General features: G+C 61.6%; 18 protein-coding genes. 9 read left to right on the top strand and 9 right to left on the bottom strand.

Annotated elements, in window-relative coordinates; genetic code table 11:
* Positions 1–66: 66 nt before the first annotated feature.
* Genes AC2FLX_RS00800 through AC2FLX_RS00780 form a run of 5 tightly spaced genes read right to left on the bottom strand, consistent with a single transcriptional unit; the run spans position 67 to position 3,728 of the window.
* Entirely contained in the window at positions 67–681 is a 615-nt protein-coding gene (locus tag AC2FLX_RS00800) for a hypothetical protein (protein ID WP_496809583.1), read from the bottom strand.
* Positions 682–698: 17 nt separating this feature from the next.
* Positions 699–1,604, bottom strand: a complete 906-nt coding sequence (locus AC2FLX_RS00795) for a hypothetical protein (protein WP_480749631.1) — start codon at positions 1,602–1,604, stop codon at positions 699–701.
* Positions 1,604–1,987 (bottom strand): VOC family protein, encoded by a 384-nt coding sequence (locus AC2FLX_RS00790; RefSeq protein ID WP_496809543.1) that lies wholly within the window; start codon positions 1,985–1,987, stop codon positions 1,604–1,606. Before AC2FLX_RS00790 ends, AC2FLX_RS00795 begins: the two co-directional genes overlap by 1 nt.
* Complete coding sequence (locus tag AC2FLX_RS00785) at positions 1,987–2,979, bottom strand: alpha/beta hydrolase (RefSeq protein ID WP_496809544.1); 993 nt, start codon at positions 2,977–2,979, stop codon at positions 1,987–1,989. The genes AC2FLX_RS00790 and AC2FLX_RS00785 overlap by 1 nt, the downstream gene beginning before the upstream one ends.
* Positions 2,979–3,728 carry an alpha/beta hydrolase gene (locus AC2FLX_RS00780; RefSeq protein ID WP_496809545.1) on the bottom strand — a complete coding sequence of 250 codons (750 nt, stop codon included), beginning with the start codon at positions 3,726–3,728 and terminating at the stop codon, positions 2,979–2,981. Before AC2FLX_RS00780 ends, AC2FLX_RS00785 begins: the two co-directional genes overlap by 1 nt.
* A 215-nt stretch (positions 3,729–3,943) precedes the next feature.
* On the opposite strand from AC2FLX_RS00780, the gene thrS reads away from it, so the two are divergent.
* From thrS to AC2FLX_RS00755, 5 genes are all read left to right on the top strand, one after another.
* Positions 3,944–5,902: a threonine--tRNA ligase gene (gene thrS / locus AC2FLX_RS00775; RefSeq protein ID WP_496809546.1), complete on the top strand. Its 1,959-nt coding sequence runs from the start codon at positions 3,944–3,946 to the stop codon at positions 5,900–5,902.
* A gap of 211 nt (positions 5,903–6,113) precedes the next feature.
* The gene (locus AC2FLX_RS00770; protein WP_480599634.1) at positions 6,114–6,416 is read left to right on the top strand and encodes a BufA1 family periplasmic bufferin-type metallophore; all 303 of its coding nucleotides are present in this window, start codon (positions 6,114–6,116) and stop codon (positions 6,414–6,416) included.
* Between the two features lie 71 nt (positions 6,417–6,487).
* Positions 6,488–7,345 (top strand): MNIO family bufferin maturase, encoded by an 858-nt coding sequence (gene bufB / locus AC2FLX_RS00765; RefSeq protein WP_480749626.1) that lies wholly within the window; start codon positions 6,488–6,490, stop codon positions 7,343–7,345.
* A complete protein-coding gene (locus tag AC2FLX_RS00760) occupies positions 7,342–8,100 on the top strand; it encodes an HvfC/BufC family peptide modification chaperone (protein ID WP_480749625.1) in 759 nt (252 codons plus the stop codon). Before bufB ends, AC2FLX_RS00760 begins: the two co-directional genes overlap by 4 nt.
* Complete coding sequence (locus tag AC2FLX_RS00755; RefSeq protein WP_496875364.1) at positions 8,097–8,621, top strand: DoxX family protein; 525 nt, start codon at positions 8,097–8,099, stop codon at positions 8,619–8,621. The genes AC2FLX_RS00760 and AC2FLX_RS00755 overlap by 4 nt, the downstream gene beginning before the upstream one ends.
* A 3-nt stretch (positions 8,622–8,624) precedes the next feature.
* On the opposite strand, the gene AC2FLX_RS00750 is transcribed toward AC2FLX_RS00755, so the two are convergent.
* Both AC2FLX_RS00750 and AC2FLX_RS00745 read right to left on the bottom strand, forming a co-directional pair.
* Positions 8,625–8,993 (bottom strand): hypothetical protein, encoded by a 369-nt coding sequence (locus tag AC2FLX_RS00750; protein ID WP_496809547.1) that lies wholly within the window; start codon positions 8,991–8,993, stop codon positions 8,625–8,627.
* A gap of 41 nt (positions 8,994–9,034) precedes the next feature.
* Positions 9,035–9,352 (bottom strand): ArsC/Spx/MgsR family protein, encoded by a 318-nt coding sequence (locus AC2FLX_RS00745; protein ID WP_480749622.1) that lies wholly within the window; start codon positions 9,350–9,352, stop codon positions 9,035–9,037.
* A gap of 212 nt (positions 9,353–9,564) precedes the next feature.
* Between AC2FLX_RS00745 and AC2FLX_RS00740 the strand changes: the two genes are divergently transcribed.
* Positions 9,565–9,771 (top strand): cold-shock protein, encoded by a 207-nt coding sequence (locus tag AC2FLX_RS00740; protein ID WP_480749621.1) that lies wholly within the window; start codon positions 9,565–9,567, stop codon positions 9,769–9,771.
* A gap of 115 nt (positions 9,772–9,886) precedes the next feature.
* Here AC2FLX_RS00740 and thyX read toward each other — a convergent pair whose 3' ends face one another.
* The gene (gene thyX, locus AC2FLX_RS00735; protein ID WP_480749620.1) at positions 9,887–10,813 is read right to left on the bottom strand and encodes an FAD-dependent thymidylate synthase; all 927 of its coding nucleotides are present in this window, start codon (positions 10,811–10,813) and stop codon (positions 9,887–9,889) included.
* A gap of 195 nt (positions 10,814–11,008) precedes the next feature.
* Here thyX and AC2FLX_RS00730 point away from each other — a divergent pair, with 195 nt between their 5' ends.
* Genes AC2FLX_RS00730 through AC2FLX_RS00720 form a run of 3 tightly spaced genes read left to right on the top strand, consistent with a single transcriptional unit; the run spans position 11,009 to position 12,857 of the window.
* A complete protein-coding gene (locus AC2FLX_RS00730; protein WP_496748343.1) occupies positions 11,009–11,437 on the top strand; it encodes a VOC family protein in 429 nt (142 codons plus the stop codon).
* Positions 11,434–12,138 (top strand): DUF1194 domain-containing protein, encoded by a 705-nt coding sequence (locus tag AC2FLX_RS00725; protein WP_496809548.1) that lies wholly within the window; start codon positions 11,434–11,436, stop codon positions 12,136–12,138. The genes AC2FLX_RS00730 and AC2FLX_RS00725 overlap by 4 nt, the downstream gene beginning before the upstream one ends.
* A complete protein-coding gene (locus AC2FLX_RS00720) occupies positions 12,135–12,857 on the top strand; it encodes a DUF1194 domain-containing protein (protein ID WP_496809549.1) in 723 nt (240 codons plus the stop codon). Before AC2FLX_RS00725 ends, AC2FLX_RS00720 begins: the two co-directional genes overlap by 4 nt.
* Here AC2FLX_RS00720 and AC2FLX_RS00715 read toward each other — a convergent pair.
* Positions 12,851–13,348, bottom strand: a complete 498-nt coding sequence (locus AC2FLX_RS00715) for a MarR family winged helix-turn-helix transcriptional regulator (RefSeq protein WP_480749616.1) — start codon at positions 13,346–13,348, stop codon at positions 12,851–12,853. The two genes, AC2FLX_RS00720 and AC2FLX_RS00715, sit on opposite strands and share 7 nt — an antisense overlap.
* Positions 13,349–13,360 lie beyond the last annotated feature (12 nt).

Here is a 13,360-nt window from a genome sequence, read left to right as displayed (position 1 = left end):
ACAGCGCTTCACCTGGCGCATTCGGTCCCAGAATGAGACCTTGGCCGCGATCAGGCAAGCGGAACGTTACGGATAGCGAACGCCGCGAAACTCGGGGAAATCCGCGTATCGCGCGCGGCGCGATTCACGTGGCTCCTCCGGTTCCGCCCCTGGCGCCAGCAACCGCCCGCGCGGCGCGATATAGCTGTCGATGCGCCTGAGCGGTTTGGGCCGCCACACCAGATTGAAGGCACAGAGCTTGGGAAAGAACCAGATCTCGGAATAATCCAGATGGTCATGCATCCACCATGCCAGATCGCGCCAGTCCCGTCCCTGCGCAAAACGGTCGGCAAACCACGGGATCACCACCGAAGCTCCGGCGATGCGGTCATCTCCTTCGCCCCGGTCCCAGATATGGCATTCCAGCGGATGATCGTTGCGCGCGCAGTTCAGCCGATTCTCGTTGCCGAACCGGTTGAGCGCCGCCGAGCGATAGCCCGACCGCACCGCCACCCGGCCAAAGGTTTCCTCCAGCGGGTCCATCAGCGCCTCACAAAACGCCCGCCCCGTCTCGATCGCCAGATCAGGATTGTCGGGAATGTTCTGCCGCTCGTGAAAATTCCCGATTTCCGAATACAGAAAATCCCGCATGAAAAAATGCCGCGACAAACGCACCCGGCCCAGCGTTTCAAGACTCCACATGCTGCCGGGTTTGCGCATCAGCCGATCCTTTCCCGTACCCTGGCCAGCATCTGGTGGACCAAAGGGTCATGAAAAAGCGGCAACAGTACATTTTCCTCGGGATGCCATCCCGTGTTCAGCCGCCATCGGGCATGGAACAAGTGTTCCGCCTCATGCACCTTCCGCATCGCCCATCCCCTAATGATCTCCTGTCGCAACGCATCTTTGTCCGGTGGCGGCGGGGTGTGACCATATTCCCGAGCCCTTGCGTCCTGCTTGGCCTGAACAGCAAGAAAACGGTTCAGTTCCGCCGCAATCTCCGCTTCCTGCGGCGGGGACGCAATCCGATGTATCGCATCGCGCACGTCCACTGGCATTGTTTCCAGACACCGCTCGACACCTGCCTGGAACTCCGGATCAGCAGGCACATCCATATCCCACGCACGCGGTTGCCTTCTCCACAACACTGGTCGCGCTGCATCTGTCCAGCGGCCATCACGGATCAACCCCAGCAAGTCCAAAATTTCCTGCGCCTCCGCCGACAAACGCGCCGGACCCAACCCATGCGCCGCCTGCACAGTCGGCGGCGCTGGCGGCCATGGGCAGGTCTCTCCAACTCTTGTCCAGACGATTCTCCCCGCTCTCATTGGTTTGGGCGGCAAAGGTGTGCCATCCCAACGAAGCCAAGTGACCTCTTTTCGCTGATCTGCCGCAGCCAACACTGCAACCGCAATATCCTCCACCGGCGGCAAGACAGCAGGGGGTCTCGGCGTTTCCCGCAAGGATGCGCCCCAAGGTTGCTCATCCGCTTGCCCAAGAGCACAAATCAACATGCAACCGAACTGCCAAGCCGTCATGGCGTGATCATTCAGGCCGCGCTCGTCCCGTGGCACGCGCGCGGTCACATAGTCACAGACCTTCTTCATCCATATGATATCGCTCATCAAAACTCTTTCCATCGGAACTCACGCTTCGGCCCAAGCGCCAAGAACGGGTTGAACGCAACCTCCCATATCGTGCCGTCGGGGATGTGCAAAAAGTCATGATGTCCGGCCCAGAACACATCCGAGGCGAATTTCAGAATGTCCGCGCCCGTCCCAAAGGCTTTGCTGAGCGTCATCGCCCCCTGTCCCAGTTCGGCTTTATCAACGCCGATCCCATCAGCCAGCGTGGACAAAGGATAGAACCCCAGCCTCTGTCCGATCAGATCTAAGACTATGACACCATCCGGAACGTCGGACCGATGCCAGCCCAATTGCTCATTAAATTTGTCGGCGGTTTCCGGATCCTCCACCTCGATCGTGGTCAGGCCGACCCGCCGCTCCATCACTCGATCCCCTGCTGCGTCAGCCAGTCCAGAATGCCGCTGACCGCCGCCTCGGTCTGGCCGGGTGAAACCAGATCACCGGCAATCACATGCGATGACGGGTCATCCCCGTCCCCCATCGTCACCAGATGCTCGGTCACCGCCCCGCCCCAGCGCCCTGCGATCTGATGCGTCATGTCGGGCCGCACCACCTGATCGTCGGGCGAATACAAGAACAAGGCCGGGATCGTTACCCCCGAGAAATCCAGCGCCACGACCGCCCTGACCAGCGCCGACATCGGCACCACCGCCTCCCAGGAATAATGCGTGGCCCAAAAGGTGTTGATGTCGGGATCAGGGTCCGGCGCGCCCCGCTCCCCTCCCATCACCAGCGGCAGCCACAGGCGCGCGCCCGGCAGGGTCGGCACCCAGGCCGCGCGGTCATTCACCCCGAAATTCGGCGATACGAAAACCAGCGCGGCAATGCCCTCGCTCATCTCCGCATCCACCGCCGCAGCCGCCACCAGCGCGCCCCCGGTCGAGGTTGAGATCACCACCACCTTCTCCCCCACCGCCCGCGCCGCGGCCAGCGCCTCGGCGGTGTCGCGCAACCACCCCGATGCGGTGCCTTCGGCCATGGCGTCGCCGCCGCGCCCATGCCCTTGCAGACGCGTATAAACCAGGTTCGCCCCCAACGACTCTGCCACCCGATCGGGCACCGGGCGGATTTCCTCGGAAGTGGCCGAAAACCCGTGAATGTACAGAACCGAATAGGGCGTACGCTGCTCTTCCGCGCCCGGTTGCCAGATCACCCGCTTTTCAACGCCCGGAGTGATGTCGTCAAACTGTGCCTCGACACTCTCGAAATAGACCTGCACCCCCTCGCCGAACTTGCGCGGATCAAACCGGGGGGACAGATCGACCTCTTCATACGGCCCGAACCACCACAGCACCCCCGCAGCGGCCAACAGAACCAGCAAAAGGCGTCCCAGAAACTTCCCGAACGCCCGCATCACTCCGCTCCCATCACATCCAGCACCGCCGCCTCGATCAGACCCAGGCATGGGCCGTCCGAAAACCGGTGATCGGCATCCTTGACCAGCAGCAGGCGCATGTCCCCGCAGGTCGCATGGTCCAGCAGGCGGACTGCCGTATCCGTCGACACCGCCGTGTCCGCCGTACCCTGCAGGCACCGTACCGGAAAAGGCAGATCCAGCCGCGTGCGCAGCACCAGCCGGTTGCGCCCATCCTCGATCATTCGCCGGGTGACCACGTAAGGCTCCATGTAATCCGACGGCAACTCCACCCGACCCGACGCAGCCAGGGCCGCTTTCTGATCGTTGGTAAACGACGCCCACCAGCCATCCTCGGTGAAATCCGGCGCCGCCGCGATGGTGACCATCCCGGCAATCCGACCGGGGCATGCCCGCGCCAGCAACAATGCCTGCCACCCTCCCATGGACGAGCCGACCACGATCAGCGGCCCATCGGTCAGCGCCGAAACCGCCGCCACCGTATCCTCGTGCCAATCGCCGATACAGCCTTCCTCGAAGTGACCCGAGCTTTCCCCGTGACCGGAATAGTCGAACCGCAGATAGGCCTGCCCGCGCGCCTTCGCCCAGGCCTCCAGATGCACTGCCTTGGTGCCCTCCATATCCGACTTGAGGCCCCCCAGGAAAACGATCACCGGCCCCGCGCCCTCAGTCTTGTGATAGGCCAGCCGCCGTCCCTGCTCCGTCTCCAGAAAATTCGTTGCCGTCATCAAACAGTCTCCTTCATCGCCCGCATCATGCACGCAGGTCCCGCAAGCGCAATCGCCCCTGCCTTCTTTCTGGTCCAAAATACCCCGGGGAGCGCGAGGGGCAGCGCCCCTCGCTCCCGCCCTTGACACAGGCACCGGCACCTGCCAAACGACCCGAACGCAAATAACCCGCAACCGGGCGTTCAGTGGGCGCCAAACCGACGAGGAGAGCCGATATGGCCCTGGACTCACAGTCAGTCTCCCTAACCTTTCCCGATGGCAATGCAAGATCCTATGACGCAGGCGTCACGCCCGCGCAGGTCGCCTCCGACATTTCGACTTCGCTCGCGAAAAAGGCCATCTCGGCCACGGTGAACGGCCGGCACTGGGACCTGCAATGGCCCATCGAGACCGACGCCGACATCGCCATCCACACCCTCAAGGACGAGGCGCAGGCCAACGAGCTGATCCGCCACGACCTCGCCCATGTCATGGCGCGTGCGGTGCAGGAAATCTGGCCCGCAACCAAGGTCACCATTGGCCCCGTGATCGAGAACGGCTGGTATTACGATTTCGACCGGGCTGAGCCCTTCACTCCCGAAGACCTCGGCCTGATCGAAAAAAAGATGAAGGAAATCATCAACAAGCGCGACCCGGTCACCACCGAGATCTGGGACCGTGAGCGTGCGATCGAGTTCTACAAGGCCAATAACGAACCCTACAAGGTCGAGCTGATCGAGGCCATTCCCGGCACCGAGCCGCTGCGCATGTACTGGCACGGCCATTGGCAGGATCTCTGCCGTGGTCCGCACCTGCAGCATACCGGTCAGTTGCCGGGCGACGCCTTCAAGCTGATGTCCATTGCGGGCGCCTATTGGCGGGGCGACTCCAGCCGCGCCATGCTGCAGCGCATCTATGGCGTGGCCTTCACCGGCAAGGAAAAGCTCAAGGCGCATCTGCACATGCTGGAAGAGGCCGCAAAGCGCGACCATCGCAAACTGGGCCGCGAGATGGACCTGTTTCACATGCAGGAAGAGGCGCCGGGCCAGATCTTCTGGCACCCCAACGGCTGGACCATCTACACCCAGTTGCAGGACTACATGCGCCGCCAGCAGCGCCGCGGCGGCTATGTCGAGGTGAACACGCCGCAGGTCGTCGACCGCAAGCTGTGGGAACGCTCGGGCCACTGGGACAAGTATCAGGAAAACATGTTCATCGTCGAAGTCGACGAGGAACACGCCCGCGAAAAGGCCGTGAATGCCCTCAAGCCGATGAACTGCCCCTGCCATGTCGAGATCTTCAAGCAGGGCCTGAAATCCTATCGCGACCTGCCGCTGCGCATGGCCGAGTTCGGCTCGTGCAACCGCTACGAACCTTCAGGCGCGCTGCACGGCATCATGCGGGTGCGCGGATTCACGCAGGATGACGCCCATATCTTCTCGACCGAAGAGCAGATCGAGGCGGAAACCGCCGAGTTCATTCGCTTCCTCAGCGTGATCTACAAGGATCTGGGGTTCGAAGATTTCTCGGTGAAATTCTCCGACCGCCCCGAAACCCGCGCCGGATCGGACGAGGTCTGGGACAAGGCCGAGGCGGCGCTTCTGTCCGCCACCCGCGCTGCCGGAATCGAACCCGAACTGAACCCCGGCGAAGGCGCGTTTTATGGCCCCAAGCTGGAATTCGTGCTGACGGATGCCATCGGGCGCGACTGGCAATGCGGCACATTCCAGGTGGATTTCGTGTTGCCCGAACGGCTGGATGCAACCTATATCGGCGCCGATGGCGCCAAGCATCGCCCCGTCATGCTGCACCGCGCGACGCTGGGCTCGTTCGAGCGTTTCATCGGCATCCTGATCGAGGAACACGCCGGCAAGCTGCCCTTCTGGCTGGCCCCGCGCCAGGTCGTCGTCGCCTCGATCACCTCCGAGGCCGATGATTACGTGAACGAGGTCGTGGCCGGGCTGCAAAAGGCTGGCGTGCGCGCCGAGGCCGACATCCGCAACGAAAAGATCAACTACAAGGTTCGCGAACATTCGGTCGGCAAGGTCCCGGTCATTCTGGCCGTCGGACACCGCGAAGTCGAAGAGCGCACGGTCTCGGTCCGCCGCCTTGGCGAAAAACAGACAAGTGTTCAGTCACTTGAAGATGTAACAAAAGACCTGTCGCGGGCCGCAACGCCCCCCGATCTTCTGTAACATTCCCCGCCCTTCCGGTCTTTTTTTTCGGGCCGGAAGGGCAAAATAATTCATATTACCCTTAAAAAACAATGTACTAGACTTAAAGCCGGCGTTACACTCGCTGACGGGGCTGTGAGACACGGGGTCGTGAATTTAACTGTGCGCACCCAGCCCCTACCTTTGTCAGTGTCACGAACAAACCAACCAAGTCATCAAGAGGAAAATCGAGATGTCGAACACCGCAAAAACCCTGGTCATCGCAAGCGCCGTTGCCGCCGCAATCTCCGGTGCAGCCACCACCGCAAGCGCGCAAGCCAAGGAAAAGTGCTATGGCGTTTCTCTGGCGGGTCAGAACGACTGCGCCGCGGGCCCCGGCACCACCTGCGCCGGAACTTCGACCGTTGACTATCAGGGCAACGCCTGGACTCTGGTCGACGCCGGCACCTGCGAAGGCATCGACCTGCCCGCACAGGCCGACGGCAGCGCCCGCAAAGGCTCGCTCGAAGCGCTGGACCGCGACCTGCCGGCATAAATCTACGCCGAACACCAAAGGGCGGGTATGGACAATGCTCGCCCTTTTCCAATCAGACAGGAGACGGGCTGATGTTGGATGATGCGCTCAGATCGAACCGCCTGCCGGCGGCGCCGGGCGTCGGGTACAAGCCCCAGCATTTTGCCCAGATCCTTGATGCGGCCGCCCCCGTGGCGTGGCTGGAAATTCATGCCGAGAACTACATGGGCGACGGTGGCCGCCCTTTGGCGCAACTGCGTCACCTGTCCGAACAATTCCCGATTTCGGTCCATGGTGTCGGCCTTTCCATCGGCGGTGAAGGCCCCCTGGACCCAGATCACCTGGCCCGCCTGAAACACCTCGTCGGCTGGCTCAACCCTGCCAGCTTTTCCGAGCATCTGGCCTGGTCCACCCATGACAGCCATTTCCTAAACGATCTACTGCCCTTGCCCTATACAGATGCGACGCTGGCGCGGGTCTGCGAACATATCGATCAGCTGCAAGAGACGGTCGGGCGCAAGATGCTGCTGGAAAACCCTTCCAGTTATCTGGCCTTTGATGAAAGCACCTGGACCGAACCGGATTTCCTGCGCGAGATCAGCCGGCGCACCGGTTGTGGCCTGTTGCTGGACGTCAACAACGTCTTTGTCTCGGCCACCAATCTCGACTTCTCGCCGCAGGGTTACATTGAAGCCTACCCGCTTGAACAGGTGGGCGAAATCCACCTCGGCGGCCATGACGAGGATCACGACGACCACGGCAGACCCCTGCTGATCGACAGCCACGGGCGCGAGGTGGTCGACCCGGTCTGGGCGCTGCTGGACTATGTGCTGGATCGGTCCGGGCCCAAACCCGTCCTGATCGAATGGGACACCGACGTACCCGACTGGCCGGTTCTGCGGGCCGAGGCCGAACGCGCACAAGCCGCGCTCGAACGGATACCGGCATGAGTGTCTCGCAAACCACTTTCCACGACGCGATCCTTGATGCCGCCCAACCGGTTCCCGAGGGCCTCAGCGATGCGCACAACCAGCCTGCGGGCCGCCGGTTCAGCGTTTATCGCAACAACGTGGCCGTGTCTCTGACCGAGGCGATGCACCAGGCCTTTCCCGTCATCGCCAAGCTTCTGGGCGCACAGAACATGGATGGGCTGGCGGGTATCTTCCTGCGCAGACATCCCCCCAGCTCGCCGCTGATGATGCATTATGGCAAGGCCTTCCCGGATTTCCTTGCAGGGATGGAGCAACTGTCGCATCTGGGCTACCTCCCCGATGTGGCGCGGCTGGAACTGGCGTTGCGCCGCTCCTACCACGCCGCCGACAGCACACCCATCCCGCCCGAGGCGCTTGCCATCGACACCGAGAAACTGCTGTCCGCACGGCTGACCTTCGCCCCGTCGATGGTCCTGCTCCGCTCTCCCTGGCCGGTGCACGATATCTGGCGCTTCAACACCCAAGACGGCGCCCCGAAACCGCAACCCGGCGCGCAGGACATCCTGATCACCCGCACCGAGTTCGACCCGGCCCCTCACTTGCTGCCGCCAGGTGGCGCGGACTGGATCGAGATGCTTATGGCCGGACACTCCATCGGCCAGGCCCATGAATACGCCCTGTCAAAGGCAGATGACTTTGATCTGGGCGCCACATTGACCCTGCTCCTGCAGGGCAACGCCATCGCTTCTTTGACTACCGAAAGGCTGACATGATGACTGCTGCACTGATTACCCTTCACAACAGTGTCTCTGGCAAGCTCGACCGCGCGTCGGACATGCTGACACCGACACTGGCGCGGATCGTTTTCGCCGCAGTCCTGCTGTTCTATTACTGGAATTCGGCCATGCTCAAGATCGACGGATCGATCTTTTCGCCCTCGGCGGGCGCCTTCGGCCAGATCTTCCCCAAAGCCGCCGAGGCGGTTCTTTATGACGTCACCCAGATGAACATCTTTCAGCGTCTCGTCATCTTTGCCGGTACGGTTGCCGAATTCGTCCTGCCTGCACTGGTCGTACTCGGCCTGCTGACCCGCCTGTCGGCCATCGGCATGATCGGCTTTATCTGGGTGCAGACCATCGTCGACGTCACCGGCCACGGCGTCAAGCTCGGCAGCCTGTTCGACAACACGGTGACGCTGATCGACCAGCGCGTGATGTGGACTTTCCTGTTGCTGGTTCTTGTGATCAAGGGCGCCGGTCCGCTCTCGCTTGACCGTGTGCTGCGCCTCTCCTGACGTCTAGAAATGCGCCTTGGGTTCGTCCGGCTTTCCAGCGGCGAGCCCAAGCACCCCGGCCAGACCGGCAAAAGCGATGGGAAACATCGTGAAGGCGTTGAAGCCAAAGGCGTGATACATCCCGCCCGCCGACAGCAACAACAACACCCCACCCCATAACGCCCGCGCCCGCGCCATGGCCCCGCCCGCGGTGGCCAGCATCGGCGACAGGATCGAAACGGTCTGGATCAGGGTGACGTTCTGCACCTGCTCGGCCACGCCCTCGATCTCGCCGAACTGCTCGATCAGCGTGACATAGCCATAGCCGAAAAACCCGACAATCATGCCGATCAGTCCGGCGACGACACCCAGCACCATGGCGGCGTTTCGCATATCTTTCCTCCGGTTGCCTGGACCCGCAGATAATCAGCCGCTCAGGAAACGCCAAGGGCGGCGCGGGTTTTATCCGTCCAGCCCAGATATAACGCGCCGTCACTCTCGATCAGCGGCCGTTTCATCAGCGTCGGATGCGCCGCCAGCAATTCTGCAGGCGGTTTCGCGCGTTCGTTTTCGTCCAGCCCGCGCCAGGTCGTCGACCGGGTGTTGAGCAAAACATCGCCGAACTCCGCCAACGCCCGCGCCATGACTTCCGCTGGCACGCCGCCGGAGCGCACGTCAATAAATTCCATTTCCGGAATTGATTTCAATGCCTTACGGCACGTGTCACAGGTTTTGAGGCCATATAGCCGCATTTTTCCCCCAAAAACCGGGTTTGCTGAAAAAATAGACAATCCGGTTTTGACCGGAGTGTTGTTCTTGATTTTTTACAATGAGATGCAATTGTGAGAAAGGTGAAACCCGCCTTTTTTGCCGGTTTGTCTTTGCATTCCGGTAAGTTGACGGTGGGTGGACCGAACTCGCCCCAAATTCCGGGGCAACGACCAAGGAGAAGGAGACACGGGAAATGCCAACTGGCACCGTGAAGTGGTTTAATACAACCAAAGGCTATGGATTTATTGCGCCCGATGAAGGGGGCAAAGATGTGTTTGTTCATATCTCGGCCGTAGAACGATCGGGCCTGACAGGGCTCGCTGACAATCAGAAAGTTTCGTACGAGCTTCAGGACGGACGCGACGGCCGTCAGATGGCTTCTGATTTGAAAGCGTTGTAACGACCTTCCGCGCATCGCGCGGCGCGAACAGAAAAGGACAACGGCTGAATTGACGGCCGTTGACCATTCCCCAAAAACACCTCGATCCTCCGGACAGGCAACGCCCTGCCTCTGGTCAGGTCGGGTTGACCTGGTCGCCCCGGATGACGGCCTCGAACTCGCGCCATTCGCGGGCCGACAGGCCCGAGTTTTCCTGCGTGACGTCCTCGCCCTTCAGCATCCGGCGCAGGCTGTCGACCATCTGCGCCGACAGGTTGACCGCGCCCAGACGGTAATCCTCGAACGCCCTATAAGCGAACGGCACCCAGTCGGCCACGATCTGGCACATGGTTTCGGCATAGACCCGGATTTCATACTGCGCATGAGCATCCGCCCGCAAACGCAGGAAATGGAACAGGTTGTGCAGGTCCACCTTCCAGTACCACTGGGTATAGACGTTGGCAGGCAGGTTCATCCGCGCCAGTTCGCGCGCCAGCCCCTGCTGGCCGTCCTGCCCGATCATCGCCTCGTAATTGTCATAGCAGCGGGCGCTGTCGGCCTTGAGAATCTCCAGCACACGCGCCGCCTCTTCGCCCTGCAACGTGTCGCCCCGGCCCTGGTTGTTAACCTCGGACTGCGCCGCAACATGCTCGGGCGCGGGGATATAGAACTCGCGGTCCAGAATCGAATAGCGCGCTGAATACTCGTTCACGTTGGCGGTGCGGTGGCGGATCCACTGCCGCGCAACAAAGACGGGCAGTTTGACATGCAACTTGATCTCGCACATCTCGAACGGCGTCGAGTGCCAGTGCCGCATCAGGTACCGGATCAGCCCTTCGTCATTCTGCACCGACTTGGTGCCCTTGCCGTACGACACCCGTGCGGCCTGACAGATCGCGGCATCATCGCCCATATAGTCGATAACCCGGACAAAACCGTGATCAAGAACCGGATGCGCGGAATACAACCGCTCTTCCATTCCCGGCGCGACCACCCGGCGGGTCGGCTGCGTCTGCGCGCGCTGCGCCTCGATCTCGGACAGTTGATCTGGGGAAAGCGGCATCGACACGTCCTTTCGTGAAATGAGTCGTCCACCACTATATATCGATACCCCACCCCCCGGAAAGGCGACATAAGGTACAATCGCCCGGGAAATTTACCGCGCGATCTTTTTGAGTTTCCCGCGCCCGAACCCTCGACTAACGGGCGTGACGCGCTAAGCTTGGACGCGATGACTTTCTGACAAAGGATGACCGCGATGGCGCTGACCTATCTACACACCATGGTGCGCGTGAAGGATCTGGAAAAATCCATGGCCTTCTACGAATTGCTCGGCCTGAAGGAGACCCGGAGATATGAAAACGAGAACGGGCGTTTCACGCTGGTCTTCATGGCGCCGCCGGGCCAGGAAGACGCCCCGATCGAGCTGACCTACAACTGGGATGGCGACGACGCCCTGCCCAGCGACAGCCGCCATTTCGGGCATCTGGCCTATGGCGTCGATGACATCTATGCCGCCTGCCAGCACCTGCAGGATAACGGCGTGACCATCAACCGCCCGCCCCGCGACGGGCGCATGGCCTTTGTCCGCTCGCCGGACAATATCTCGGTCGAACTGCTGCAGAACGGTACGGCTCTTGACCCGGCCGAGCCGTGGGCCAGCATGGAAAACACGGGACACTGGTGATCCGCTGGCTGGCGATACTGGGGGTTGCCTTGCTGGCAAGCCCTCTCAGGGCGCAGGATTGTCGCCTTGCGCTGGTGCTGGCGATTGACGTGTCCTCCTCGGTTGACGAGGCCGAATATGCCCTGCAACGCAACGGGCTGGCCGCCGCCCTGCTCGCGCCCGAGGTCGAACATGCGTTTCTCTCTGCCCCGCTGCCGGTAGCGCTTGCCGTCTTTGAATGGAACGGGCGGTTCAACCAGCGCGTATTGCTGGACTGGCGGATCATCCGAGGCGCCGAAGACCTTTATGCCGCCTCGTCCATACTTGCCGCGTCGGAAAGGACCGGGGGCATCTTCCCGACCGCGATGGGTCATGCCCTCAGCTTCGGCGCGGTCCTGTTGCAGCGGGCGCCGAAATGCCAGCGCCAGACCATCGACGTGTCAGGCGACGGGATCAACAATGACGGCTACGGCCCGACCGAAGCCTATCGGCATTTCCCGTTCCAGAATGTCGTGGTCAACGGCCTCGTCATCATGAGCGGCGCTTACGAGGCGGCAACCGAACTGATCCCCTTCTATCGTGAAAACGTGCTCAAGGGGCCTTCCGCCTTTCTGGAAATCGCCAACGGGTTCGACGATTTCGAAAGGGCCATGCGGCGCAAGCTCGAGCGCGAAGTGTCCGGCCTGATCGTCAGCCAGGCAAACTTAGGGGTTGCCGAGTGATCCTGCGCGCCGCCGCCTGCCTTTTCATGTTGCTGACCTCGCAGGCCACCGCGCAATGCCGGCAGGCGCTGGCGCTCGGCCTCGACGTGTCCGGTTCGGTCGACAGCCGCGAATACCGGCTGCAACTCGACGGGCTGGCCCGGGCGTTGCAGCATCCCCGCGTGACGCAAGCCCTGCTGTCACACCCGTCGGCCCCGGTGCGCCTGGCCATCTATGAATGGAGCGAAGCCGGCCATCAACGCCTGCTGCTGAGCTGGACCGATATCATCAGCGCCGATGATCTGGCGCGCATCACTGCAACCCTTGCCGCAACCCGCCGCGCACCCGCCCCCAGCGGCACGGCGGTCGGCGCGGCCATGCTGTTCGGCGCCGACCTGCTGGCACAGCAGGAAACATGCTGGAAACGAACGCTGGATCTGTCCGGCGATGGCAAACACAATATCGGCCCCCACCCGCGCGAGGTGAAAGACGGCCTTGCCGATGCTAATCTGACCATCAATGGTCTGGTCATCGGCGCCGACGACCCCGGTATCGACGACAAGCGGCTGTTGCAGGTCGGTGAACTGATCGCCTATTACGAGGCCTGGGTCATTCTGGGCCCGGATGCCTTTGTCGAATCCGCCCTGGGGTTCGAGGATTTCGAGGCCACCATGGCCCGCAAGCTCATGCGCGAACTCCAAGGTCTGACCCTGTCGTCGCTCCGGCCCGATGATCAATAAATGTACCGGATCTGATCCGTCCAGTACCGCTCGACCCGGCGCAGGGACGAGGTGATGTTTTCCACACCATCCGCCCCCAGAACGCCTTTGGATTGCAACCCCTCGGCATGCCTTGCAAAAAGCTCCGACACGATATCACGGATGTTGCGCCCCTTCTGTGTCAGCCTGACCCGGACCGAGCGCCGGTCGATCTCGCACCGCTGGTGGTGCATGTATCCCATTTCGACCAGCTTCTTCAGGTTATAGCTGACATTGCTGCCCTGATAGTAGCCGCGGCTTTTCAATTCGCCCGCCGTCACCTCGTGATCGCCGATATTGAACAGAAGCAGCGCCTGTACCGCGTTGATCTCCAGAATCCCGACCCGCTCGAATTCGTCCTTGATCACGTCCAGAAGCAACCGGTGAAGCCGCTCGACCAGCGCCAGCGCCTCCAGATAGATGCCCATGAAGCTTTTGTGTTCCGATACCGTAAACTTTCTTTCGATACTCATCCCGTTCTCCGA

The organism is Ruegeria sp. YKSF57, from assembly GCF_059612585.1.
This window is presented reverse-complemented; position numbering and strand designations above follow the sequence as displayed.